We start from the raw sequence: 25,128 nt of genomic DNA on the forward strand, positions 1-25,128 counted from the left end.
GCGATATGACGTATTGATTACGCTTTTATTGCGATTTAATGTGTGGCGAGAGACATGTCTATTTACGCAAAGGAAAACCCATGAGCCGTTTTCGCCCCGTTGAACTCCAGCACGCCAGCCGTTTGCTTAACCACGGCCCTACCGTTCTGATAACCAGCTATGATGTTGAAACCAAACGCCGCAACGTGATGGCCGCCGCCTGGTCGATGCCGGTCGAGTTTGCGCCGCCGCGGATAGCGATTGTGGTCGATAAAAGCGCATGGTCGCGGGAAATCATCGAACGCAATGGCACCTTTGGCATCGTGGTACCGGGCGTCGCCGCCGCCAGCTGGACCTATGCCGTCGGTAGCGTCAGCGGGCGTGAAGAGGATAAATTTAACGCCTACGGGATTCCGGCGATAACCGGCCCGGTACTTGGCCTGCCGCTGGTGGAAAAAAAATGTCTGGCGTGGATGGAGTGCCGGTTACTGCCCGCCACCGCCGCGGCGGCGCAGTACGACACGCTCTTCGGCGAAGTGGTTGCCGCCGCCGCCGATGAACAGGCGTTCGTTGCTGGACGCTGGCAATTCGACGACGATAAGCGCAATACGCTGCATCATCTTGGTGCTGGGACGTTTGTTGCCAGCGGCAGGCAGATCCGCGCCAATACGCCGGACGATAAGCCGGTGTAAGGCTGACGACGTCTGTACGAGGGGTTTCAGGATTGAGAATGGAATTCGGGCTACGCTTCAATGGTCTTGAACGTAGCCCGAAAAAATGCAGGAATGCAGGCAGTTCGGTTACATGCTATAGCCCGGTTTTTTAATCAGCTCATCCATTTTCGGTGCAATTTCACCGTCCCACACCTGCTGCCAGTCGCTCTCCTGCACCTGATTAAGCGCCACGCTCACCGCTCGGTCTTTGGTGTTCAGATGACGAATCAGCACTTCGGTAATGTCAGCGGCCAGCGCGGTTTTTTGTTCATCGCTCAGCTCGCGGGGAAAACATTTAATATCAACGTGTGGCATCGGCAGGACTCCTTATTGTTAGAGGTTTAAAACTATCATAGCGCAGACAAAACGGCGGGCATTTTGTGCGCTAATACCGCGAATTAATTCATTTTTTGGGCCGTCAATTCGGCCACGAACGCCTCGGTATCACGGCGATTTTGTAGACGCACGAAGCGGATATGCTGCCAGCGCGGATCGTGCATGTCGCTGAGATAACGCTGACGGTTGGCCCGCCAGGTTTTTAGCGTCCACAAGATTATCGACTCGCGGCTGGCAAACGATCGGCGAAAGCTTTCGCGGTTGCCGGTGCCGGGCCACAGTTCCTGCTTTCGCCACGCCCGCGTGGCGGCGCGGGAGACCGCCTGGCGCAGGGTGCGGCAGAAACCGTAATCGACCCACACCACCATATCAACATCGCGCCACTTTACCGGGCGACTGCGGTTATAGTTGCCGTCCAGCACCCAGCACGGCGCATCGGTCGCCTCGGTGAGCCTGGCGAACAGTTCGTCATCGGGCGTTCCCTGCCAATCGAGCCGCCAGTACAAGCGGTCCATTTCGATATACGGCAGTGAGAGCGTTTGCGCCAGACGGCGGGCCAGCGTTGATTTGCCGACACCGCTGGTTCCTACCACATTGATTTTCATCGGGCCTCGCTAACATTCAGAGAGTTGCATATAAACCTGTGGCCATTACACTAAATAAATTCCGCGAAAATATGAACCAGATTCATTAATGGCCTTCCCCGATGCTAAAAGACAATATTAACGATCTGATCTCCTTCATGGTGGTCGCCCGCGAGCGCAGCTTTACCCGCGCCGCCGCACAGCTTGGGGTGTCGCAGTCTGCCCTAAGCCATGCGATGCGTAATCTGGAAAGTCGACTGGATGTACGCCTGTTAACACGCACCACGCGCAACGTCGCGCCGACCGAGGCCGGGGAAAAGCTCTATCAGCGCCTGAGCCCGCACCTGCTGGAAATTGAGCAGGAGATCTCCGCCCTGCGCGATTCGCGCGAACATCCGGCGGGCAACATTCGCCTGACCGCAGGTGAACATGCGATGAACGAAGTACTGTGGCCCAAACTCAAAGCGTTTATGCAGCAATACCCGGATATCAATATCGAGGTTACCGTTGATAACGGTCTGACCGATATCGTCGATGCGCGCTACGACGCGGGCGTGCGCCTCGGCGAACAGGTAGCGCGCGATATGATTGCGGTGCGTATTGCGTCGGATATGCGTATGGCGGTGGTCGGCTCACCGGCGTATCTGGAAAAGTACGGTGTGCCGCAAACTCCGCACGATTTGCAGCAGCATCGCTGCATCAACATGCGCTTACCCACGCGCGGCGGGCTATATGCGTGGGAGTTTGAACAAAACGGCGAACCGCTGCGGGTGCGCGTGGAAGGCCAGCTGACTCTTAACTGCCTGCCGCAGCGGCTTGATGCAGCCGAAGCCGGGCTGGGGCTAGCCTATGTGCCAGACGATACGGTACGCGAAGCCATTGCCGACGGGCGTTTACAGCACGTGCTCGCCGACTGGTGCGCACCGTTCCCCGGTTACTATCTGTACTACCCAAGCCGTCGCCAGCACACCACCGCCTTTTCGTTGCTGGTCGACGCGCTACGCGATACTAAATAGCCGATTTTGGCTTCAGGTCGTCATCAAACTCCAGCCGCTTACGATTGGGTTCTTCCTCGGTCAGCGGCTGCACTTCAAACAGCGTATTCTGGCAGCGTTCAACCAACACCTGATACTCGCGGGTGCCCTGCTTTTTCCACGTCAGTTCCTGCTCGGTTAAGCTGCGAATCGCTTTCGCCGGGCTGCCGACAATCAGGTGGTTGGCGGGCATGTCGGCGCGCGCTTTAACAAACGCCGACGCGCCGACGATACTGTTTTCACCGATAGATGCGCCGTCGATAATCACCGCGCTCATGCCCACTAATGCGTTGCGGCCAATCACGCAGCCATGGAGGATGGCGCCGTGACCGATGTGGCCGTCTTCTTCTACCACCGTATCCTGGCCCGGAAAACCGTGCATTACGCAATTATCCTGAATATTGGCGCCATCCTTCACCACGATGCGGCCAAAATCACCGCGCAGACTGGCATTTGGCCCAACGTAGACCCCTTTTCCGAGGATCACATCGCCAATCAGTACGGCGGTTGGGTGCACATAGCTTTCCGCGGGAACCACCGGGATCATCCCGTCCATCTGGTAAATCGGCATGGCTTCTCCTGTTACGCCTCGGGCAATCCCCCGAAACGTTGATAATAGAGCGGCCCCGGCGCGGGCAGTTCACCCACCGAGCTTTCGCCTTTTTCACTGACAAAAGCCTGCGCCCCAGGGGCCACACGTTGATAGATATTGATGCACAGCTGGCGCGCCGTTTGCCCTAACCAATGGGCGGGCAGCAGCTCTTCCGGCAGCAGCGGATCTTTAAGCACCACTCGGCGGTAAAAATGGATCAGCAGCAGACGGATCTGGAAGCAGCGCTCTGGCGTTAGCTCATCCGGTTGCGCATCGCGCAGCAGCGGTAGCAGCGGGCGGAACAGCGAAATAAACGCCTCGTACATGGCGTTTTGTTCGGTCAGATGCCAGCACTCTTCTACCCGTTCGCGCAGCGCGGCGCGGGAAATTGCCAGCGGCGAATGGGCTTCGAAGAAAATAACGTTCTCCGCCACGCCCGCTTCATGCAGCAGCGATTGGACGTCGGCGAGCTTTTGCGAAGGCGACGCCAGCAGGCTCGGCGCAAGCACGCCAAACCCCTGCCAAATCAGCTGTTTTTTGACTTCTGCCAGGGTGGATTTTTCTAATCCTTCCGACAGCAGCAGCAGCCAGGTGCCGTCCCACTCCGGCGCGCTGGCGCGGTAGATTTTGCTCTCCGCGCGGCGGGTTAAGCGCAGCCCTTTGTCGCTCAGACGATAAAAGCTGCGGCGGCCAATTCGCACCACGTCCAGCCACTCTTCTTTGTTCAGGCGAAACAGCGCGGTGCGCACAAAGCGCTCGCCAAATCCTAATCCTTCTAATAACGCGGCCACGCTTCCCAGCCAGACTTCGCCGCCGCGCTGGGATAAGCAGTCACCGTATAACGAGGCGATAAGCGAGGTGCCGCTGATGGGCATCGTCGTCACCGCCTGCTGAATAAAGCTATCGAGTTTGTCCATATGATTCATTCTGTTGTTATTTATATCCTTTTTGAATCATAGCACAGGAAATAATCCCGGGTATGGCAGGATCTGGTAGCCCGGCTCGATGCCGGGCTACCGAAGGCTGAGGGGTGACCTTAACCGTTTGCCGCCGCTTTACGCAGGTCAAACACACGGCAGGCCTTGCCTTCAGAGCGAGGAATGCTGCCGCAGTTGACGATGCTCACGTCGGTGGAAATGCCAACCATCGACTTAATGCGGTGACGCAGGTGGTGGCAAATCTGGCAGCGCTGTTCGTGGCTCAGCGTTAAGCTGCTTTCTTTAAGCTCGACGCGCACGGAAAGCGAATCAAGATGCCCGCGACGATCCACTTCCAGCTGATAGTGCGGCGCCAGATGTTCAATTTTGAGGATCTCTTCTTCCAGCTGCGATGGGAAGACGTTGACGCCGCGAATAATCAGCATGTCGTCGCTGCGGCCGCTGATGCGATCCATCCGGCGCATAGTGCGGGCGGTGCCCGGCAGCAGGCGCGTCAGATCGCGGGTACGGTAACGGATAACCGGCAGCGCTTCTTTGGTCAACGTAGTGAACAGCAGCTCGCCGTGTTGACCATCGGCCAGCGGCGTGCCGTCTTCCGGGTTAACCACTTCCGGGAAGAAATGGTCTTCCCAGATGGTTGGGCCGTCGCTGGTTTCGATACACTCCATCGCCACGCCCGGGCCCATCACTTCTGACAGGCCGTAGATATCCAGCGCGGTAATGCCGAGGCGGCGTTCAATTTCCGCCCGCATACCGGCGGTCCACGGCTCGGCGCCAAACACGCCGGTACGCAGCGAACACCCGCGCGCATCGCCGCCCATCTGGCGTTCCAGCTCTTCAATCAGGTTCAGGCAGTAGGACGGCGTCACCATGATCATGTCAGGTTTGAAATCACGAATCAGCTGGGCCTGTTTTTCAGTCTGGCCGCCGGACATCGGGATCACCGTCGCCCCTAAACGTTCCGCACCGTAGTGCGCGCCCAGGCCGCCGGTAAACAGGCCATAGCCATAGGCAACGTGGATTTTATCTTTCGCCGAACCGCCGGCTGCGCGCAGCGAGCGGGCGACGATATTGGCCCAGGTGTCGATATCGTTTTGCGTATAGCCGACGACGGTCGGCTTGCCGGTGGTCCCGGACGACGCATGGATACGCACCACCTGCTCCATCGGCACCGCAAAGGTGTCGAACGGATAGTTATCACGCAGATCCTGCTTGGTGGTGCAGGGAAATTTGCTCAGGTCGCTCAGCTCACGGAAATCATCCGGGTGCACCCCCGCCGCGTCGAATTTACGGCGATACATCGGTACATTTTCATAGGCGTGTTTGAGCGTCCATTTCAGACGTTCAGTTTGCAGTGCCTGTAATTCGTCACGCGATGCGGTTTCAATCGGATCTAATGTTGTTGTAGTTGTCATTTTTTAGGGTACTCGCAGGTCAATTAGCTCACACTCGCTCGAGGATCAGGGCAATGCCCTGGCCCACGCCAATACACATCGTACACAGCGCATAGCGTCCTTTGCGTCGTTCCAGTTCCAGGCTTGCCGCCAGCGCCAGGCGCACGCCGCTCATGCCCAACGGGTGGCCTAAGGCGATGGCGCCACCGTTCGGGTTAACATGCGCGGCGTCATCCGCCAGCCCAAGCTGCCTCATGACGCCCAGCGCCTGAGCGGCAAAGGCTTCATTGAGTTCAATCACATCCATATCGTTAATATTCAGCCCGGCGCGTTCCAGCACTTTACGTACCGCTGGCACCGGCCCCAGCCCCATGTATTTAGGCTCCACGCCTGCAGTCGCCATCGCCACGATACGCGCACGTGGCGTCAGCCCCTGAGCATGGGCCTGCTGTTCACTGGCGATGATCATCGCGGCGGCGCCGTCGTTAACGCCAGACGCATTACCGGCGGTGACGACGCCGCCTTTACGGAAGGGAGTTTTCAACGCCGCCAGTTGTTCGAGCGTGGTTTCCGCACGCGGATGCTCATCATCACGCACTGCGCTCACCGCGCCCTTTTTGCCGATTATCTGCACCGGCACAATTTCCTGCGCCAGAATGCCGTCGCGCTGGGCTTGCGCCGTACGCTGCTGGCTGCGATAAGCAAAGGCGTCCTGATCTTCGCGGCTGATATTTAACAATTCAGCTACATTCTCCGCCGTTTCCGGCATGCTGTCAGTACCAAATTGTTGCTGCATGAGCGGGTTCACAAAACGCCAGCCGATGGTGGTATCAAACATCTCGGCCTGACGCTGGAAGGCGGATGTGGCTTTGCCCATGACGAACGGTGCGCGAGACATTGACTCGACGCCGCCGGCAATCAGCAGATCCGCATCACCGGCTTTGATGGCGCGCGCGGCAAAGCCGATGGCATCCAGACCCGAACCGCACAGGCGGTTAATGGTGGTGCCCGCCACGCTGTGCGGATAGCCCGCCAGCAGCGTCGCCATATGCGCCACGTTGCGGTTATCTTCACCCGCCTGGTTAGCGCAGCCGAAGATCACATCATCGATACAGCTGGCGTCCAGACGCGGGTTGCGGCTCAACAGTTCGCGCAGCGGGATCGCCGCCAGATCGTCGGCGCGGACGCCCGCCAGCGCACCGCCGTAGCGGCCAATCGGAGTACGAATTCCGTCACAAATAAACGCGTCGCGCATTAGACTTCTCCCGTGATAGTGCCGCCGATGCGGTGCGATTTACCGCGAAACAGGGCTACTGTTTTTTGCTGCTGATTCACAATTTCAATGTCGTAAACGCCGGTCAGTTTGCCCTGCTGTTTCACCCGCGCGGTGGCGGTCAGCAGGTCGCCGGTAAACGCTGGGCGAACAAAGTCGATGCTGGCGGCAGACGCCACCGCGGCCAGCCCCTGGCTGTTGCAGGCATAGGCAAACGCGGTATCGGCCAGCGAGAACAGCTGCCCGCCGTGGCAGGTCTGATGGCCGTTCAGCATTGACGGCGTTACCGCCATGGTCATCTGCGAATAGCCGTCGTCCATTTCGATAATCTCAATCCCCAGCGCGCGAGCGCAGGTATCTTTCTCGTACATGGCGCGGGCGTTGCGCCAGGCTTCGTTACTCATGACGCATCTCCAGAAGCGCCTTTTGGCGCAGCAGTGCACTCGGGCGGTAGCGTTCTTCGCCGTAGTGCTGTTGAAGGTTTTCCAGCACGCGCAGTACGCGTCCCCAGCCAAGCGATTCGCCCCAGGCCAGCGGGCCACGTGGGTAGTTCACTCCCAAACGCATGGCGGTATCGATATCCTCGGCGCTGGCAACGCCTTTTTGCACCGCATCCAGCGCTTCGTTGGCCAGCATCGCCACCGTGCGCCACACCAGCAGGCCCGGGTAATCGGCGATACGCAGCACTTTTTTGCCCTGCTGCTGGAAGTGGTAAATAGCTTTATCGGTCTCGGCCGGAGAGTTGGTGGCAGCCGCCGCCAACACGACCGTATCGCCAGCGCTATGGTCGTAAACCACCACCGGACAGCCGTGACGCACGCTTAGCGCCAGCGCGGTTTCCCCACAGGTCTCGAGCAGCAAAACGCCATCCAGCTTAGTGACGTTGTCACTTACAATAATTTGCGCGGCTGAGTCGGCGGTTAATGTCGGTTCAGCCAGTTCTGGCTGGGTTTCCACCGGCCAGCGGTAGACGCCGTGGCCGTTTTTCTTACCCAGACGCCCGGCAATCGCTAGCTCCTGTTGCAACAGCGACGGCAGAAAACGACGGTCCTGCCAGAAAGCGTTAAATACCGAACAGGTGACCGCGAAATTGACGTCCTGGCCGATCAAATCGGTTAACGCCAGCGGCCCCATTGGGAATCCGCCGCCATCACGCAGCGCGGCATCAATCACTTCCGCCGACGCTACCTGCTCTTCCAGCGCGCGCCAGGCCTCTGCGTAGTAAGGGCGCGCCACGCGGTTAACGATAAAGCCCGGCGTTGAGCGACAGCGCACCGCCTGTTTGCCCCAGCGGCTTACGCAGGCGCACAGCTGCTCTACCACTTCCGCAGAGGTCGCCAGCCCACTGACCACTTCCACCAGTTTCATCACCGGCGCGGGATTAAAGAAATGCAGCCCCGCCACGCGCTCCGGGTGCTTGATTCCGGCAGCGATAGCGGTAATAGAGATGGACGAGGTGTTGCTGGTCAGCAGCGTTGACGCTGAACAGATCTCCGCCAGCTGGCTAAACAGCGCCTGTTTAATCTCCAGACGCTCAGATGCCGCTTCAATCACCAGCTGCGCGTCGGCGAGCTGGCTTAATTCGGTGGCTGGCGTAATACGCGCAAGCAGTGCTTGAGCCTGCTCGGCGCTGAGTTTTCCCCGGCTGACGCGGCTCTCCAGACGCTGACGGATACCGTCGATGGCGCGGGTAATCGCTTCTACGGAGATGTCATACAGGCGCACCGGATGCCCGGCGCTGGCCGCCACTTCGACAATGCCGGCGCCCATGGTGCCGCCGCCAATCACGGCGACAGTGAATTGATTCTGGCTCATGGCTTATTTCCCGCTGAACTGTGGCGCGCGTTTGGCGAGGAAGGCGCTGACGCCTTCACGGTAATCGTCGCTGCGCCCGGCCATACGCTGGAAGTCACGTTCGACGTCAAGCTGCTGGTCAAGGGTGTGGGTCTCGGAAAGCTGCAGCGCTTTTTTAATCAGCCCCAGGCCGTAGGTCGGCTGCGAAGCGAAATGGCGAGCCATTGTCAGGCTGGTGTCTTTCAGCGCTGCGTCATCCACCACCTGCCAAATCATCCCCCACTGCGCGGCCTGCTCGGCGCTAAGGCTATCGCCCAGCAGCGCCAGGCCCATCGCACGGGCGCGCCCGGCAACGCGCGGCAGCACCCAGCTCCCGCCGCAGTCCGGTACCAGGCCGAGCTTGCTGAACGCCATCACAAATTTGGCGGAGCGCGCGGCAATCACAATGTCGCAGCCCAGCGCCAGCGTCGCGCCCGCACCGGCGGCAACGCCGTTAACCGCACAGATAACCGGTTTTGGCAGCGCGGCCAGACGGCGCACCAGCGGGTTGTAAAAACGCTCTACCGACATGCCCAAATCCGGCGCGGGGCCGCTTGGGTCAACGTTACGGTCGTTCAAATCCTGACCGGCGCAAAAACCGCGTCCCGCGCCGGTGATTAACAGGCAGCGAATGGTGTCGTCGCGCTCGGCCTGTTTTAAGCAATCGGACAGCTGCTGGTGCATCACATCGTTAAAGCTATTGAGGCGGTCCGGGCGGTTTAGCGTCAGGGTCATAACGCCCTGTTCAATCTCACACTGAATGAAAGCTTCCACGGTTAGCGTCCTTTAAATTCCGGTGTACGTTTTTCTAAGAAGGCAGCGATGCCTTCACGACGATCTTCCGTGCCGCTCAGCAGCGTAAACAGCTGGCGTTCCTGGGTCAGCCCGGCCTGCAAAGTCACTTCCTGCGACAGACGCAGCGCCTGCTTGGCCGCGCGCAGCGCCAGCGGTGAATGGCGAGCGATGGTCGCCGCCAGCTTCAGCGCATACTCATCGGAAAGCGCTGCCGGGTGAATATCACTCACCAGCCCCGCCTGCTGCGCCCGCTGGGCGTCGATGCTTTCGCCGCTCAGCACCATGCGGCTAGCCAGCGCTTTGCCGACGCTGCGAATAAGACGTTGGGTACCGCCGGCGCCCGGCATAGTGCCCAGGGTAATTTCCGGTAAACCAAAGCGAGCGTTATCCCCGGCAATCACCAGATCGCACAGCAACGCCAGTTCACAGCCCGCACCCAGCGCGTAGCCGTTGACCACCGCAATCAGCGGCTTATTGAATGCATCAATCCGCGCCCACAGACGGGGGCGCAGATCGTCGAAGGTGGCGGGCAGATCTTTTTCCGCCATTTCGTTGAGATCGGCCCCGGCGGCGAAATAGCGCGGGTTGCCGCTGATGACGCAGACGCTAATCGTGGCGTCCGCCGCGGCGCTTTCCAGCGCCTCGGCAATCTGCCCAAGCAGCGCGTTATTCAGGGCGTTACGCGCCTGCGGGCGGTTCAGAGTTAGCTGAAGGACGCGGTCGTGACGGGTTATTAGCAGTTCGCTCATGCCATCCCCCGCGCATCAAAGTCGACCACCACATCGCCGCTGGTGGGCAGTGCCTGGCAGCTCAACACATAACCGGCGGCCAGTTCATCGGCTTCCAGGCTGTAGTTGGCGGCCATCGCCACTTCGCCGCGGACCACTTTGCATTTACAGGTGGCGCACACGCCGCCTTTACAGGCGAACGGCAGGTCCGCCCCCTGGCGCAGCGCGGCATCCAGAATGCTGTCGTCCTCGGCGCTCAGGGAAATCAGGCGCTCACGGCCATCCTGGCGCAGCGTGACGGTACGGCCTTCCGCCTGTACACCGGTGGCGCGTTTCACGCTGGTGCCAGGGGTGTTGAAGCGCTCAAGGTGAATGGATTTCTCCGGCATACCGAGGGCGCGCAGCGTGGTTTCCGCGTCGTCCATCATTGCCGACGGGCCGCAGATAAACGCGTCGTCAAAGCGGCTGAAATCAAGCAGGTGTTCGGAGAGTGCGCGCAGCTTGTCGCCGTCAATGCGCCCTTGCAGCAGATCGCTGTCCATCGACTCCTGACTGAACAGGTGCACCACCTGCAAACGCTGCGGGTAGCGATCCTTCAGATCGGCCAGCGCCTGGCGGAACATCATGCTATGGCTGCTGCGGTTGCCGTAAATCAGCGTGAAACGGCTGTCGTTTTCGGTCGCCAGCGTGGCTTCAATAATCGCCATCATCGGGGTGATACCGGAACCGGCGGCAATCGCCAGGTAGTTAGCGCGGCGCTCGGCAGACGGCTGATAGCCAAAGTGGCCCTGCGGCACCATCACTTCAAATTCCATGCCCTGCTGGATATCGCTCTGGGCATAGCGCGAGAAGCGGCCGCCGTCGATAGCTTTCACCGCCACGCTGATTTCGGACGGCGAGCGGCTGCGGCAGATGGAGTAGCAGCGGCGCAGCTCTTCACCGCCAAGGCGGGTTTTCAGCGTCAGATGCTGGCCGGGGCGAAAGGCGTAAACGCTGCGCAGTGCGTCGGGAATGGCGAAGGTGATGGTCACCGCATCGCGGGTTTCCGGCTCGACGCTTGCCACGGTAAGCGAATGAAATGTTGTCATCGCAACCTCAAATACATTTAAAGTAATCAAAGGGTTCACGGCAGCTGTCGCAGCGATAGAGCGCTTTACAGGCCGTCGAACCGAATTCGCTGATAAGCGAGGTGTGGGTGCTACCGCAGCGCGGACACAGCACTTCGCTCGGCATTTCCGCATGGCAGGCGTGGGCCTGCGGCGGGCTGATGCCGTACTGGCGCAGACGCTCGCGGGCGTCCGGGCTCATCCAGTCGGTGGTCCATGCCGGGTCAAGCTGCAGAACAATGTGCACCGGCGTATAACCGTGCTCGGTCATTACCGAACGAATCTCACCCAGCAGGTGCTCAGTCGCCGGGCAGCCGGAGTACGTTGGCGTAAAGCCAATCACCCAGCCGTCGCCATGACGTTCAACGCTTCTGACCATGCCAAGGTCGGTAATCGTCAGTACCGGCACTTCCGGATCGGGGATGGCGCTGAGCAATCCCCAGACGGTGCGCACCTCGGCGGGTGCGATTGCAGCCAGACGTTGCATAGCCACCTCCATTACCACTGCTGACCGGGATACGAACGCTGCAGATACTGCATTTCCGCCAGCATCGGCCCCAGATGTTCGCTGTGCAGGCCCTGCTTACCGCCGCTGCGGAACGCGGCTTCCTGCGGGATCTGTAAGCCGGAGTCGAGCAGCGCGGTATGCACCGTGGTCTGCCATTCGGCCTCAAGTTCACGCGAGTCGACGGCGATCCCCTGCTCAACCAGCGTTAATTCCAGCTCATCGGCCATAAACAGCTCGCCGGTAAAACGCCACAGGCTGTCGACCGCCTGCTGCATCCGCTGGGCGGAGAGCTCGGAGCCGTTGCCCAGTCGCTCCAGCCAGCCGCGGCTAAAACGCTGGTGATAGCGCACTTCTTTCAGTCCTTTGGCGGCAATCGCGGCAATCTGCGCATCGCGGCTGTTGACCAGACGGCTGAACAGCGCCACGTGCCAGGCGTCGATAAAGAACTGACGAGCAATGGTGTCGGCAAAGTTGCCGTTCGGTTGTTCAACCAGCAGCAGATTGCGGAACTGACGTTCGTCGCGGCCGAAGGCCAGCGTATCTTCGTCGCCGCTGCCGGAGAGTTCGGCGGCGTAGCTTAAGAAATTGCGCGCCTGCCCCAGCAGATCCAGACCGATATTGGCCAGCGCCAGATCAATTTCCAGCTCCGGCGCATGGCCGCACCAGGCGCCTAAGCGCTGGGCCAGCACGAGGCCGTTATCGCCCAGACGCAGGGCATACGTTGCAACAGGATTCAGGTTATTCATCGCTGCCTCACATATGTTCCATGCCGTCCGGCACGGTATAGAACGTTGGGTGACGGTAGACTTTGCTTTCCGCCGGGTCGAAGAACTCACCGCGTTCTTCCGGCTGCGAGGCGACGATGCTGCTGGCTTTTACCACCCAGATAGAGCAGCCTTCGCTGCGGCGGGTGTAGGCATCACGGGCATTTTCCAGCGCCATCTGGTCATCGGCGGCGTGCAGGCTTCCCACGTGGCGGTGCGACAGCCCCTGTTTGCTGCGGACAAAAACTTCGTATAACGGCCAGTATGTGTTGCTCATTCTCTTTCTCCTTAGGCGGCGTCGCGGGCCTGTTGTTTTTGAGCATGTGCCAGCGCGGCTTCGCGCACCCATGCCCCCTCTTCCCAGGCCTTACGTTTCGCGCCCAGACGTTCGTGGTTACAAATGCCACGCCCGTTGATAACTTCGTTGAGTTCCTGCCAGTCAATTTCGCCGTAGCGATAGTGGCCGCTCTCTGCGTCCAACTGCAGGTCGGCATCCGGCACTTTCATACCGAGGATCTCAACCTGTGGAACGGTGTTGTCGACAAAGCGCTGACGCAGTTCATCGTTGGAGTGCAGTTTGATTTTCCACGCCATGCTGCGCGCGCTGTTTGGCGAGTTGTCATCGCTTGGCCCAAACATCATCAGCGCCGGCCACCAGAAGCGGTTAATCGCGTCTTGCAGCATTTGCCGTTGCTCTTCGCTGCCCGCAGCCAGCGCCATGCAGGCTTCAAAGCCCTGACGCTGGTGGAAGCTCTCTTCTTTACAGATTTTCACCATCGCTCGTGCATACGGGCCGTATGAAGTACGGCACAGCGCGACCTGGTTGACGATCGCCGCGCCATCAACCAGCCAGCCAATCACGCCGATGTCGGCCCAGGTCAGGGTTGGGTAGTTAAAGATGGAGGAGTACTTCATCTGCCCGTCGAGCATTTTCTGGTACAGATCTTCGCGGGCGCAGCCGAGGGTTTCGGCGGCGCTGTAGAGATACAGGCCGTGCCCGGCTTCATCCTGCACTTTCGCCAGCAGAATCGCTTTGCGACGAAGCGTTGGAGCGCGGGTTATCCAGTTGCCTTCCGGCAGCATGCCGACAATCTCGGAGTGCGCATGCTGGCCAATCTGGCGGATCAGCGTTTTACGGTAGGCATCGGGCATCCAGTCCTGCGGTTCGATGGCTGTTTCCTGCGCGATGCGCTGGTCAAAGCGTTGTTCTTCTGTCACGTCATCACCTTATGATTCCGATAAATTCAACAAATCAATTTTTGTGAATCACTTTGTTTTATAAAAGTTACATCTTAGTTAAATAAAACCACAAATTTTGTTTGTTAATTTTGTGATGCGTACCGCAAAGGCTTTTGCAAAACCTCTTATAAACAGCCACGTGACGCATTGTCGCTTCGTGTCCGCGATCGCATTGTTAACAAATTATTAAAATCAGGCTTGCATTTTATGATTCAGAAAAGAACTATTTATAGCGAGATTACGTAACATATCTGGAGATTTACGATGCAGAAGTTAGCCAGCTATTTATCCGGCACCTGGCAGACAGGCCAGGGCCGCACCCGCACCATTCACCACGCCATCAGCGGCGAAGCACTGTGGGAAGTGACCAGCGAAGGTCTGGATATGGCGCAGGCGCGTCGTTTCGCTATCGAGAACGGTGGCAAAGCCTTACAGGCAATGACCTTTATTGAACGCAGCGCAATGCTCAAAGCAGTGGCAAAACATCTGCTGGAGCTAAAAGCTGATTTCTACGCCATTTCTGCCGAAACCGGCGCCACCCGCGCCGACAGCTGGGTGGATATTGAAGGCGGTATCGGCACCCTCTTCACCTACGCCGGGCTTGGCGGGCGTGAGCTGCCGGACGATACCCTGTGGCCGGAAGATGAGCTGATCCCCCTGTCTAAACAGGGCGGCTTTGCCGCACGCCACGTACTGACCTCGAAATCCGGGGTAGCGGTACATATCAACGCCTTCAACTTCCCGTGCTGGGGCATGTTAGAAAAGCTGGCGCCAACCTGGCTTGCCGGGATGCCGGCTATCATCAAACCGGCCACCGCCACCGCGCAGTTGACGCAGGCAATGGTCAAAGCGATTGTCGAGAGTGGTCTGGTACCAAACGGTGCGATCAGCCTGATTTGCGGCGGCGCGGGCTCTCTGCTCGACGAGCTTGATAGCCAGGACGTGGTGACCTTTACCGGTTCGGCCCATACCGGGCAGCAGCTGCGCGTGCATCCGAATCTGGTGGCGAAATCGATTCCATTCACCATGGAAGCCGACTCGCTCAACTGCTGCGTTTTAGGCGATGATGTGACTCCTGAACAGCCGGAATTCGCGCTGTTTATCCGCGAAGTGGTGCGTGAGATGACGGCGAAAGCTGGGCAAAAATGTACCGCCATTCGCCGTATTATCGTGCCGCAGGCACAGATTAAGGCGGTGAGCGACGCGCTGATTGCCCGTCTGCAAAAAGTGGTGGTCGGCGACCCCGCGCAGGAAGGCGTCAAAATGGGGGCGTTGGTTAACGCCGAGCAGCGCCAGGATGTGCAGGACAACGTCAACCGCCTGGTACAGGCCGGCTGCGAGGTGCTGCTGGGTGGTAAAGCCGACCTGAGCGCCGCCGGAGCCTTCTTCCCGCCAACGCTGCTGCTGTGCACCCAGCCGGATGAAGTCTCCGCCGTTCACGCCATCGAAGCCTTTGGCCCGGTAGCCACGCTGATGCCGTATCAGAATAGCTACCACGCCATGCAACTGGCGCGCGCAGGTGGCGGTAGCCTGGCCGGTACGCTGGTGACCGCCAGCGGTCCGCTGGCCCGTGAGTTTATTCTCGGTGCAGCGCGTGCGCACGGTCGTATTCAGGTGCTGAACGAAGAATCTTCCGCTGAATCAACCGGCCACGGTTCGCCGTTGCCGCAGCTGGTTCACGGTGGCCCAGGACGCGCCGGCGGTGGTGAAGAGCTGGGCGGCCTGCGCTCGGTGAAACATTACATGCAGCGCACGGCGATTCAGGGCAGCCCAACCATGCTGGCCGTTATCGGCCAGCAGTGGGTACGCGGCGCGCAGGTCGCGGAAGACCGCATTCACCCGTTCCGTAAATACTTCGAAGAGATCCAGCCGGGCGATAGCCTGCTGACCCCGCGCCGGACGCTAACCGAAGCGGACATCGTCAACTTCGCCTGTCTGAGCGGCGATCACTTCTACGCCCACATGGACAAAATTGCCGCCGCCGAGTCGATTTTTGGCGAACGCGTGGTGCACGGTTACTTCCTGATTTCCGCCGCGGCCGGTCTGTTTGTTGATGCGGGCGTCGGCCCGGTTATCGCCAACTATGGTATGGAAAACCTGCGCTTTATTGAGCCGGTTAAGCCGGGCGACACCATTCAGGTTCGCCTGACCTGCAAGCGTAAAACGGTCAAGCGCCAGCGCAACGCCGAAGAGAAAGCCACCGGCGTGGTGGAATGGTCGGTGGAGATTTTCAACCAGCATCAGCAGGCGGTCGCCCTCTACTCCATCCTGACGCTGGTCGCCCGTCAGCAGGGTGATTTCCCTGTCTAACGCGGTCGCCATCGCGGCACGATAACGGCGTGTGCCAACGTCGAGCCAGCGCAACAATTTACTCAATGCCTCTGCGGAGGCATTTTTTTGTAACTGGCAAAACTGACAAATAACCTGGCAAGCGCAAGCAAACGCTGAATGACGTTCGGCTGTTAGGTTAAGAGACTGAACAAGAAAAGCCTGGCACGGCACAACATAACGATAAGATGAGGTCACAATGTCTAAAGCTTTGAATCTGTCTAAACGTAAAACGGCGCTCGCGCTGGCTATCGCGCTGTGTTGCGCCTGGCAAAGCCCGGCCTTCGCCCACGGCGGCGAAGCGCATATGGTGCCAATGGACAAAACCTTGCAGGAATTTGGCGCGGACGTGCAGTGGGATGACTATGCGCAGATGTACACCCTGATTAAAGACGGCGCCTATGTGAAGGTGAAACCGGGCGCGAAAACCGCGATCCTCAACGGCAAAACCCTGAATTTGCAGGCCCCGGTGGTGATGAAGCAAGGTAAAGCGTGGGTTTCTGACACCTTTATCAACGACGTGTTCCAGTCTGGCCTTGACCAGACCTTCCAGGTTGAGAAGGTGCCGCACCCGCTGAACTCGCTGTCCTCTGCCGAGATTGGCGAAGCGGTAACGATTGTGAAAGCCGCGCCTGAGTTCCAGCCAAATACCCGTTTCACCGAGATTTCCCTGCATGAGCCGGATAAAAAAGCGGTTTGGGATTTCGCCCTCAACGGCACCCCGGTGAATGCCCCGCGCACCGCCGACGTGATTATGCTCGACGGTAAGCACGTTATCGAAGCGGTCGTCGATCTGCAAAGCAAAAAGATCCTCTCCTGGACGCCAATCAAAGATGCCCACGGCATGGTGCTGATTGACGATTTCGTCAGCGTGCAGAACATCATTAACGCCAGCACCGAGTTTGCTGACGTGCTGAAGAAACGCGGAATTAAAGACACTACCAAGGTCGTCACCACGCCGCTGACCGTCGGCTACTTCGACGGCAAAGATGGCCTCAAGCAGGACGCGCGCCTGCTGAAAGTGATCAGCTATCTCAACACCGGCGACGGCAACTACTGGGCGCACCCGATTGAGAACCTGGTGGCCGTTGTCGATCTTGAGCAGAAAAAAATCATCAAAATTGAAGAAGGCCCGGTCATTCCGGTGCCAATGGAATCTCGTCCGTTTGATGGTCGCGATCGCGTGGCAAAATCGGTGAAACCGCTGGATATTATCGAACCAGAAGGTAAAAACTACACCATCACCGGCGATATGGTGCACTGGCAGAACTGGGACTTCCACCTGCGCCTGAACTCCCGCGTCGGGCCGATTCTCTCTACCGTGACCTATAACGACAACGGTAAAAAACGCCAGGTGATGTACGAAGGATCGCTGGGTGGGATGATCGTGCCTTACGGCGACCCGGATATCGGCTGGTACTTCAAAGCGTATCTGGACTCCGGCGATTACGGGATGGGCACCCTGACCTCGCCTATCGCCCGCGGTAAAGATGCGCCATCTAACGCCGTGCTGCTGGATGAAACCATTGCCGACTACACCGGTACGCCAACCACCATTCCACGCGCGGTGGCAATCTTTGAACGTTATGCCGGGCCGGAATATAAGCACCAGGAGATGGGCCAGCCGAACGTCAGTACCGAACGTCGTGAGCTGGTGGTGCGCTGGATAAGCACCGTCGGTAACTACGACTACATCTTCGACTGGGTATTCCACGAAAACGGCACTATCGGTATCGATGCCGGTGCAACGGGGATTGAAGCGGTGAAAGGCGTACTGGCGAAAACCATGCACGACCCAAGCGCCAAAGACGATACCCGCTACGGGACGCTGATCGACCATAATATCGTCGGCACCACCCACCAGCATATTTACAACTTCCGCCTCGATCTCGACGTGGACGGTGAGAATAACAGCCTGGTGGCGATGGACCCGGAAGTGAAGCCAAACACCAGCGGTGGCCCGCGCACCAGCACCATGCAGGTGAACCAGTACGACATCGAAACCGAGCAGAAAGCCGCGCAGAAATATGACCCAGGCACGATTCGCCTGTTGAGCAACACCACCAAAGAAAACCGCATGGGCAATCCGGTGTCGTACCAGATTATCCCTTACGCGGGAGGCACTCACCCGGCGGCAACCGGCGCGAAATTCGCGCCAGACGAGTGGATTTATCATCGCCTGAGCTTTATGGACAAACAGTTGTGGGTCACTCGTTACCATCAGGAAGAGCGTTATCCAGAAGGTAAATACCCGAACCGTTCGGTGCACGATACCGGCCTGGGACAATATGCGAAGGATGACGAGTCGCTGAAAAATAACGATGACGTGGTATGGATTACCACCGGGACCACCCACGTGGCTCGCGCGGAAGAGTGGCCGATTATGCCAACCGAATGGGCGCACGCACTGTTGAAACCGTGGAACTTCTTCGACGAAACGCCAACGCTGGGCGAGAAGAAAAAGTAAGTCACACGGTGATTTCAGCGTCAATCGCGCTAAATCCATAAGGTCTGTCGAAAGAGCCCGCCATCCTGCGGGCTCTTTTTTTTGCCAGCCGGGGCCAACGGCTATCTGCGTCGTAATTCAGCACGCTTACCGTTTCGTCTGCGCGATGAGAAAATCGATAAGCACTCTGACCCGCTTGCTCCTGCCCGCGCTCTTTAGGTAGTAAAGATAGACCGCCGGGTACTTCCGCCAGTAATTTTCCATTCCCGGGACAAACTGCGCTTTGTCCGGCTGCAGCTGATATACCGGCTCAAACAGCCTGCCGATACCCAAGCTGGTTAAAATCACATAAGAGATCTTCGCACAAAGCCATATCAGCGAAACGAAGCGCGAGCATCTCACCGCGTTGGGTTTATGTTCAAACTCATCTAACCCTTTGTGATAAAATATTTGTTTTAGACTGCCACATAGGGTCAGATTTTGAATTCATACATTTTTCTTGCTGGGGCCATCGTAGCTGAAGTCATCGGTACGACACTGATGAAGTTCTCCGACGGATTTACACGCCTTTGGCCATCTGTAGCAACCATCGTGTGCTACTGCACTGCCTTTTATTTGCTTGCTCAGACGCTGTCGACTATTCCAACGGGTATTGCATACGCAATTTGGTCTGGCGCTGGGATAGTATTAATCAGTCTTTTAGCTTGGTTGGTCAGTGGGCAGAAGCTTGATTTCCCCGCGATCGCAGGTATGTTCCTTATTTGTGCCGGGGTGCTTGTTATTAATATTTTTTCAAAATCCGCCCCACATTAATCCTTCTGGAAGCGTGTCGAAGACTTGGTGCGCTTAGATGTTTTTTAAATTAAAAACATTATTTGCAAATTCATTTAACTTAAGACCGGTTCTCGTGCGCAGTAGACTCCTGTACTCTACGAGAATACCCGCATTTGGCCAGTAGCGAAGTTTTAAAATCGCATCCTTTATTTTTACTTACATTTGAATCATCAACCATAATTAATTTGGTCTGTATGCAGAGTTGTTATAGATTCTTAATGATTGCTTGCGCCACTTCATTAGGGCACGCAAACCCCGTTTCAACATTATGCGTAACGAGTTTTGCCCCGTATTGGCGAGTAATCTGAGGTAAGCAAGCATCGTGAAAAGCTTTAAGATCCTGAAAATAATCCAAAGAATATTCACTTTCTCCGGCGCGCCCACGAGCCATGCAAGCGTTAAAACAAGATTCAACATCTCGATCAACATAGACGACCAAATCGATTTGCGGATAATGTTTTAGATAATTTTTAATTTGATAGAAGTATGACATGTAACTGGCCGACGGCTGCTCGGTTGTTAAGAAATTTGCATGGCAGAATACCAGGTCACTAAACAATGAGCGTTCAATGATGTAATTCCCCTCAGCTATATTGCTTAAAAGAGCCTGTCGGTTACGGGTTATATACAGTTGAAAGGCGACTCTGGCATCAGCGTTGTCAGGGTTTTCTACGAAAATCTGTAATAACTCCAGGAAAATAGGGTCTTCATCCACCGGTTCTCTAATGACCTCCCATGTAGCATCTGTTAATTTTGATAATTCCTGAGCAAGAGGCTCAAGAAGCGTCGTTTTCCCTGCGGCAATATTCGCCTCTATCGCAACAATTTTCATTAGCCATTTCTTTTAATTGAGTGGGAAATTATCTTCAGGCTCATTTTCAAAATATACAGCTGCCTCGTGGCAAATAAACTCTTGATATTCACCAACATGCATTAGAGACAACTCATTGCAGATTTCCCGCTCACCAAAATCAAGCTTCATGGAACACTCTCTTAAAAATTTATTCATATTTATCTACAGGTAGCTTCCCCTCGCTGAAACGAGCGGGGGATTTCTATTTATGATTTGTTAGAACTATAGAGTTCTTCTCCTGAGAATGATGGCTCGGCCCAGAAGTTGATATTGAACTGCGCATCATCAGTCATTGTAATACGGTGCCAGTATTGTGGTGGGCTAGTTGCAAAACGACCCGCTTCAATAACAACTTCTATTTCTGGTTCAGTAGCATGTTCATTTTCAAATCCGTAATAGGTCACCGTTCCTTCCATCACACACAGCTGGCCAAAAATGCCAGCGGCCGTATTGTGGTGGCTTAGCAATGCTGATGGAACATTGTCTTTAGTGAAAAACGGTGTTGAACGCTTGATTGTCCAGTTTTTAGGTATTCTGTAGTGGCTCATGTCTATCTCCCGCTATAAGATGCATTAAAAATACATCTTTGCAATTGCACTGTAAAGCCCAAATGAAAATTAATCTCATTAACGACATTGGTTGCACACAACACCACTGGGGCAAGTATGAGCAAGAGTTTAAAAATGCCCCGAATTTGTGCAGGACACGCCAATCCCCCGCCGCATAAGCGGCAGGGGTTAATAATATTAGCCGGTCTGCCCGCGAATAACTTAGCGAGCTCATACCGCTATTTTTTGGGGGTGACCTTCGTCACTGAACCTGCCTGAGCTTTATCCCCGACAGTTCCATACATAGACACCAGATAAACAGCACCATCAGGAGCGACGGTGAGGTGGTTTGGCGTTTCATCCATCGGGATATTAGCGACCAGTTTACCGTCCTTGTCCAGAACAGCAACGGTTCCGCCTGCACGCGTGGCGGCGAAAACCTGCGACGTCACTGGATTCCAGATTACAGATACGCCCCCGGCACCAATGTAAGAATCTGCAAGAACCTTGCCGTCCGCATCAAGAACCACGACATTGTTCGTCTCCTGGGAAGCGACGTAAAGACGACCGGTCTGCGGATCGCGAGCGATGTCGGTTGCGCCCTGTGCCTGAGGTACTTTCACCGTCGTGCTCTTGCCCGTTTTAAGATCAATCCAGCCTACCCATGGCGTATCGCGGCTGGCGCCATAGAGTTTCTCACCAGCACTGTCGAGGGCAAGATCGGTATTGTTAAACAGGTTTTTGCCACGCTCCACCACGAACTCCAGCTGACCGATGTGTTCCAGCGTTTTTGTATCATATACCTCGATAAAACCGGTCAGAGCTGCGCTGACATAAGCCCGATTGTGAACTTCATCAATAACCACATCGCGTGGATGCGCGACAGATCCCTCGGGAAAGACTTTCACGGCGGAAAGCGTCTTTGCGTCATAGACGGTCACCGTCTCGGCAAGCGTGTTCGTCGTCCAGACATGATGATGGACATTATCAACACCGACGCCGAAGACACCAATCTGCTCACCCTTTTTGTCTTTAGGCAGCGTAGCCTCCGCTTCGATGGCAAGCGTTCCGGCGTTCAGTCTCATCAGGCGGCTGCCATCCTTCGGGCCACGAGCAGAAGTCACGAACAGCTTCCCGTCGGCCGAAACTGCCGACTGGTAAGCCCGTTCACCAACGGGAATGGTTTGCAGCCTGAAAGCCTCCGTGTTTTTCGGGGGAACAACCTGGGACAATTTCAACATGACCTGCGAAACGCTCGGGGGATTTTGCGTGATAACAGTGAGCGGATGAAGGCCTGTACCAGCATTAGCCGGAACGTTTAGCGGAATAGTGAGGTTTCCCTTCTCGTCGGCGGTCAGTGGTTTTGGTGTCAGGACTTCAGTACCATTCAGCATGGTGACGGTCGCCCCCGCCTGCAGGCTCTTAATCGTTATAACCGTTTGATCTCCAGGCTTAACAGGAACGTCCCTTGATCCGGCGCGGATACTGCCAGGAAAGGTAGTGCTGGCGGCCGCCCATTGGCTATCGGCGTATGCTGTTGTGGCAGTTGACATCGCAATAGTGGAGGCCAACAGCATTGAACGGACTGAAATTCTTCTCATCGTATCTCCATAAACTGTATTAATGCTGCATCTCAATGCAGCCACAGGTTATTCCCCATGCACTGAGTCTTACCTTCCGCTATGAGAAATATGTCTTGTTAAAAGCACATTCAACATACCATGCAAGTGCAAATAATTATCATTACTGTTTTCAATGATATCTTAAATGCAAGTGAATCGGATGTAAGCGGGTGAATAAGAAGGAGATTTTTTGGTAAAGTGACGACGTTGTGTCAACTGCGGACGTGGTTAACCTCAGGAGATGTTGATGGTTGGCTTAGCGTTGTCGGCGTAACGTCCAACTTGCATTACACTTTAAACCAGAATAACTAAACCTCTAAGCTATAGGGATAATGTATGTCTGCCAGGGACTTATCCAAAATGGGCACCGCTAACGTGGCGCTGGCTTTAGATAACTTCGGTCACCAGGTCGTTGAAAAGTTTCCTGTTGGAGAAGTGGAATTCGCTTTTTATCAACACACTGCGACAAAACTTAATCAGGCAGAGATCGCTACTCCAAAGCTCTTATCCGTTGATGCCGTCCTGCGTAAGTTAAGAATGGAATATATCCCTCATCAGGTTGAGCAGGCCTATGTAGCCTCAGATGACGCATTAGCTATGCTGGGGCGTTTACATCGATATCCTGTGAATTCTGAATGGCTCTACCATACTCACTTATGGTCAGAGTTAGCGCTCGAAAAATCCCTCATACTCCTGGCATTACCTGAAGAAAGTGCACAGCAACTACGACGTTTTCAGCAGTGTAGTGATGTTTTGTTTGGCTACCAAAGTCTGGTTTCTGGCGATAGTAATGCTGGAAACTGGGGAAGAAGAGATAACGGTGATCTGGTTCTTTTTGACTGGGAGAGGTTTGGAAAAGGGAGTCCCGCTATCGACCTGGCCCCTCTTATCAAGGGAATGGGTACGAAGCAAACGTTCATTGATCTTGCAGAACGTTATTGCCGATTATCTTTTTATAATAATCACAATTGGTTAGCGAGAGAAATTGCTATTACCAAAGCGTGGATTGTCACTGAAGTGGTTGTGCTACTTGATGAGCGGCAAAAGACAGCATTGCCCTTATATCTCAAGTGGTATAAGGAACATCTCCCCGGTTGGTTAGGTAGCGTAGTAAGAATGCTTTGAATGAATAATAATTATTTAAACGTGCCGCCCATTACAGGTTAGAATGTCTGTTTCTCGCTCACAGCGGACCTTCAGCTCAAATAGCAGGGTAACCACCCTGCTCTCGAACCTGCCTGGAAGATATAGTCGATATTTGATAACTAGTCGGCGTCTGGACTGTGTGCATATGCCCCCATAAAGGCATCCGTCAGCGTATTGGTCATTCTGTCAGTTAACTCTTCAGGAATATCTTTCGGCATTCTCGCAGCGATCCACCCGCGCATAGCGGGCCTCACCTGCTCGTGAGTTAACTTAATCTCCTTTGACGTTCTCGCCGCTAATCCTTGGGTATATGCAGAGGTACAAATATTGCTAACATTCACGCGTAATTTGCGCATTGTAGAATCATCGGGCCCGACAATAACGTCCCCGGCGGCATGGCTAACATGAGTAATAATCGCCAGACTTTCGTCGGCACAATCAGCAATAGCAACATCAGCACTTTTTGCAAGCGTGCTGGCACTGATACACACCAGCATAGCCCCCGTTAAACATGCTTTCATTTATTAACCTTCCTGGTTGATTCAAAATTTACCGTGAGCATATGTGAAAAATACTGATGAACGGCAGAAGCGAACGCGCAAACGACAATTGATAGCAAGATGGCATTAAGACCGCGCCGGAAGTTTTTCATCATCATTCGTTATCCTACATGATCGGCAATATATACTGTTGTGTGGAATATTATTGAAAGCGACCAATCCTATATGCATTAATTTTCGCATAGCCATATCCCCATCGAATTACCTCCTTCAGTGTTTTATGAAATAAAATTCCATACCAACGTCACCAGCGAGCAGTAAATAATGGCGAGCACAATAAATCCGACCAGCGCAATCAGCAGCGCTATTTCAATGCGAGACATATATCCCAAACTCCTGAAGAATTCGTTAATAAAGGCCGTTCGACGTGAACAGAAACGACCCAAACACACTCATGTATATTATCGTGGAACGCTTATATACAGTCCCGGGCCACACTAATAGCTAAACCTAAAATTGAATTTTTCATACGAATGACCTAATATATCTAAGCTTGTTAAATCGAAGTAAAAGCAAAAATATTTGCGTTATTTTTAAGCGCAAATGATTGCTGATGTGAACTCTGAATAGCGTCAACTATTTAGAGTGTTCCACGAGCCATAGGCTGGCGCTAACCAACCTATGGCTCAAACCTGCAACAGACAAATGATATGATATAATGTAACACATATCTTTCCTGGCCGATTCTAAATTGATCTCTCATATTTTTCTATTATTTTATGCGAAAACTTAAAAAATCAGCTTATTGAGTTAAATTATATGCGCATATAAAAAACATAATTATTAGATGTAAAGTCATTTTAACTAAAATGCATCACCGTTGTTATCTCATGCGAGATTAACACGACATTTCTTCATTATTTGTTCTGTTTGTTTACTCTCTTATATATGAGGGATAAGAAAAAGCCGAATACACTTTTGATGAATAAATAAAGTGCTCCCCCCCATCCCGCAAAATCATTTAGCCATATGATT

The 25,128-nt window shown here is 55.3% G+C and carries 26 protein-coding genes and 1 pseudogene; 6 read left to right on the forward strand and 21 right to left on the reverse strand.

What is annotated here, in order from left to right; translation table 11 throughout:
• Positions 1-80 precede the first annotated feature (80 nt).
• Complete coding sequence (locus LZ634_RS18235) at positions 81-671, forward strand: flavin reductase family protein (protein ID WP_234507721.1); 591 nt, start codon at positions 81-83, stop codon at positions 669-671.
• Between the two features lie 108 nt (positions 672-779).
• Here LZ634_RS18235 and pptA read toward each other — a convergent pair whose 3' ends face one another.
• Positions 780-1,007, reverse strand: a complete 228-nt coding sequence (gene pptA, locus LZ634_RS18240; protein ID WP_052283306.1) for a tautomerase PptA — start codon at positions 1,005-1,007, stop codon at positions 780-782.
• 83 nt (positions 1,008-1,090) lie between these two features.
• Positions 1,091-1,633, reverse strand: coding sequence for an AAA family ATPase (locus tag LZ634_RS18245; protein ID WP_234507723.1), 543 nt, complete (start codon positions 1,631-1,633; stop codon positions 1,091-1,093).
• Positions 1,634-1,734: 101 nt separating this feature from the next.
• On the opposite strand from LZ634_RS18245, the gene LZ634_RS18250 reads away from it, so the two are divergent.
• Positions 1,735-2,628: a LysR family transcriptional regulator gene (locus tag LZ634_RS18250; RefSeq protein ID WP_234507725.1), complete on the forward strand. Its 894-nt coding sequence runs from the start codon at positions 1,735-1,737 to the stop codon at positions 2,626-2,628.
• Here LZ634_RS18250 and paaY read toward each other — a convergent pair.
• The 13 genes from paaY to paaA form a co-directional block, all read right to left on the reverse strand.
• Entirely contained in the window at positions 2,621-3,217 is a 597-nt protein-coding gene (gene paaY / locus LZ634_RS18255; RefSeq protein ID WP_234507726.1) for a phenylacetic acid degradation protein PaaY, read from the reverse strand. The genes LZ634_RS18250 and paaY overlap by 8 nt on opposite strands.
• An 11-nt stretch (positions 3,218-3,228) precedes the next feature.
• The gene (gene paaX / locus LZ634_RS18260; protein ID WP_234507728.1) at positions 3,229-4,155 is read right to left on the reverse strand and encodes a phenylacetic acid degradation operon negative regulatory protein PaaX; all 927 of its coding nucleotides are present in this window, start codon (positions 4,153-4,155) and stop codon (positions 3,229-3,231) included.
• 119 nt (positions 4,156-4,274) lie between these two features.
• A complete protein-coding gene (paaK, locus tag LZ634_RS18265) occupies positions 4,275-5,591 on the reverse strand; it encodes a phenylacetate--CoA ligase PaaK (protein WP_234507730.1) in 1,317 nt (438 codons plus the stop codon).
• Positions 5,592-5,619: 28 nt separating this feature from the next.
• A complete protein-coding gene (pcaF, locus tag LZ634_RS18270; protein WP_234507732.1) occupies positions 5,620-6,825 on the reverse strand; it encodes a 3-oxoadipyl-CoA thiolase in 1,206 nt (401 codons plus the stop codon).
• Entirely contained in the window at positions 6,825-7,247 is a 423-nt protein-coding gene (paaI, locus tag LZ634_RS18275; protein ID WP_234507734.1) for a hydroxyphenylacetyl-CoA thioesterase PaaI, read from the reverse strand. Before paaI ends, pcaF begins: the two co-directional genes overlap by 1 nt.
• Complete coding sequence (gene paaH, locus LZ634_RS18280) at positions 7,240-8,658, reverse strand: 3-hydroxyacyl-CoA dehydrogenase PaaH (protein ID WP_234507736.1); 1,419 nt, start codon at positions 8,656-8,658, stop codon at positions 7,240-7,242. The genes paaI and paaH overlap by 8 nt, the downstream gene beginning before the upstream one ends.
• A 3-nt stretch (positions 8,659-8,661) precedes the next feature.
• A complete protein-coding gene (gene paaG, locus LZ634_RS18285; RefSeq protein ID WP_234507738.1) occupies positions 8,662-9,450 on the reverse strand; it encodes a 2-(1,2-epoxy-1,2-dihydrophenyl)acetyl-CoA isomerase PaaG in 789 nt (262 codons plus the stop codon).
• Positions 9,451-9,452: 2 nt separating this feature from the next.
• Positions 9,453-10,220, reverse strand: a complete 768-nt coding sequence (gene paaF, locus LZ634_RS18290) for a 2,3-dehydroadipyl-CoA hydratase PaaF (RefSeq protein ID WP_234507740.1) — start codon at positions 10,218-10,220, stop codon at positions 9,453-9,455.
• Positions 10,217-11,287, reverse strand: coding sequence for a 1,2-phenylacetyl-CoA epoxidase subunit PaaE (gene paaE / locus LZ634_RS18295; RefSeq protein ID WP_234507741.1), 1,071 nt, complete (start codon positions 11,285-11,287; stop codon positions 10,217-10,219). The genes paaF and paaE overlap by 4 nt, the downstream gene beginning before the upstream one ends.
• Before the next feature lie 7 nt (positions 11,288-11,294).
• A complete protein-coding gene (gene paaD, locus LZ634_RS18300; protein ID WP_234507744.1) occupies positions 11,295-11,792 on the reverse strand; it encodes a 1,2-phenylacetyl-CoA epoxidase subunit PaaD in 498 nt (165 codons plus the stop codon).
• An 11-nt stretch (positions 11,793-11,803) separates the two neighbouring features.
• The gene (gene paaC, locus LZ634_RS18305; protein WP_234507746.1) at positions 11,804-12,559 is read right to left on the reverse strand and encodes a 1,2-phenylacetyl-CoA epoxidase subunit PaaC; all 756 of its coding nucleotides are present in this window, start codon (positions 12,557-12,559) and stop codon (positions 11,804-11,806) included.
• A 7-nt stretch (positions 12,560-12,566) separates the two neighbouring features.
• Positions 12,567-12,854, reverse strand: coding sequence for a 1,2-phenylacetyl-CoA epoxidase subunit PaaB (gene paaB, locus LZ634_RS18310; RefSeq protein WP_052283318.1), 288 nt, complete (start codon positions 12,852-12,854; stop codon positions 12,567-12,569).
• 11 nt (positions 12,855-12,865) lie between these two features.
• Positions 12,866-13,795 (reverse strand): 1,2-phenylacetyl-CoA epoxidase subunit PaaA, encoded by a 930-nt coding sequence (paaA, locus tag LZ634_RS18315; protein WP_234507748.1) that lies wholly within the window; start codon positions 13,793-13,795, stop codon positions 12,866-12,868.
• Positions 13,796-14,080: 285 nt separating this feature from the next.
• On the opposite strand from paaA, the gene paaZ reads away from it, so the two are divergent.
• Together paaZ and tynA are read left to right on the forward strand one after the other, a co-directional pair.
• Positions 14,081-16,126 (forward strand): phenylacetic acid degradation bifunctional protein PaaZ, encoded by a 2,046-nt coding sequence (gene paaZ / locus LZ634_RS18320; RefSeq protein ID WP_234507750.1) that lies wholly within the window; start codon positions 14,081-14,083, stop codon positions 16,124-16,126.
• A gap of 217 nt (positions 16,127-16,343) precedes the next feature.
• Positions 16,344-18,611 (forward strand): primary-amine oxidase, encoded by a 2,268-nt coding sequence (gene tynA / locus LZ634_RS18325; protein WP_234507752.1) that lies wholly within the window; start codon positions 16,344-16,346, stop codon positions 18,609-18,611.
• A gap of 126 nt (positions 18,612-18,737) precedes the next feature.
• Here tynA and LZ634_RS18330 read toward each other — a convergent pair.
• Positions 18,738-18,935: pseudogene (locus LZ634_RS18330) on the reverse strand (LysR family transcriptional regulator); the annotation flags it as partial.
• 135 nt (positions 18,936-19,070) lie between these two features.
• Here LZ634_RS18330 and LZ634_RS18335 point away from each other — a divergent pair.
• The gene (locus LZ634_RS18335) at positions 19,071-19,403 is read left to right on the forward strand and encodes an EmrE family multidrug efflux SMR transporter (protein WP_234507755.1); all 333 of its coding nucleotides are present in this window, start codon (positions 19,071-19,073) and stop codon (positions 19,401-19,403) included.
• Positions 19,404-19,629: 226 nt separating this feature from the next.
• On the opposite strand, the gene LZ634_RS18340 is transcribed toward LZ634_RS18335, so the two are convergent.
• The 4 genes from LZ634_RS18340 to LZ634_RS18355 form a co-directional block, all read right to left on the reverse strand.
• Complete coding sequence (locus LZ634_RS18340) at positions 19,630-20,256, reverse strand: deoxynucleoside kinase (RefSeq protein WP_234507757.1); 627 nt, start codon at positions 20,254-20,256, stop codon at positions 19,630-19,632.
• Positions 20,257-20,268: 12 nt separating this feature from the next.
• Positions 20,269-20,406 carry a hypothetical protein gene (locus LZ634_RS18345; RefSeq protein WP_234507758.1) on the reverse strand — a complete coding sequence of 46 codons (138 nt, stop codon included), beginning with the start codon at positions 20,404-20,406 and terminating at the stop codon, positions 20,269-20,271.
• A 77-nt stretch (positions 20,407-20,483) separates the two neighbouring features.
• Positions 20,484-20,825, reverse strand: a complete 342-nt coding sequence (locus LZ634_RS18350) for a DUF1971 domain-containing protein (RefSeq protein WP_234507760.1) — start codon at positions 20,823-20,825, stop codon at positions 20,484-20,486.
• A gap of 239 nt (positions 20,826-21,064) precedes the next feature.
• Positions 21,065-22,426 carry a YncE family protein gene (locus LZ634_RS18355; RefSeq protein ID WP_234507762.1) on the reverse strand — a complete coding sequence of 454 codons (1,362 nt, stop codon included), beginning with the start codon at positions 22,424-22,426 and terminating at the stop codon, positions 21,065-21,067.
• Positions 22,427-22,783: 357 nt separating this feature from the next.
• Between LZ634_RS18355 and LZ634_RS18360 the strand changes: the two genes are divergently transcribed.
• Positions 22,784-23,572, forward strand: coding sequence for a phosphotransferase family protein (locus LZ634_RS18360; protein ID WP_234507764.1), 789 nt, complete (start codon positions 22,784-22,786; stop codon positions 23,570-23,572).
• 140 nt (positions 23,573-23,712) lie between these two features.
• Here LZ634_RS18360 and LZ634_RS18365 read toward each other — a convergent pair whose 3' ends face one another.
• Positions 23,713-24,114 (reverse strand): hypothetical protein, encoded by a 402-nt coding sequence (locus LZ634_RS18365; RefSeq protein WP_234507766.1) that lies wholly within the window; start codon positions 24,112-24,114, stop codon positions 23,713-23,715.
• Positions 24,115-25,128 lie beyond the last annotated feature (1,014 nt).

This window comes from Kluyvera intermedia, from assembly GCF_021440345.1.
Lineage (GTDB): Bacteria > Pseudomonadota > Gammaproteobacteria > Enterobacterales > Enterobacteriaceae > Kluyvera > Kluyvera intermedia_A.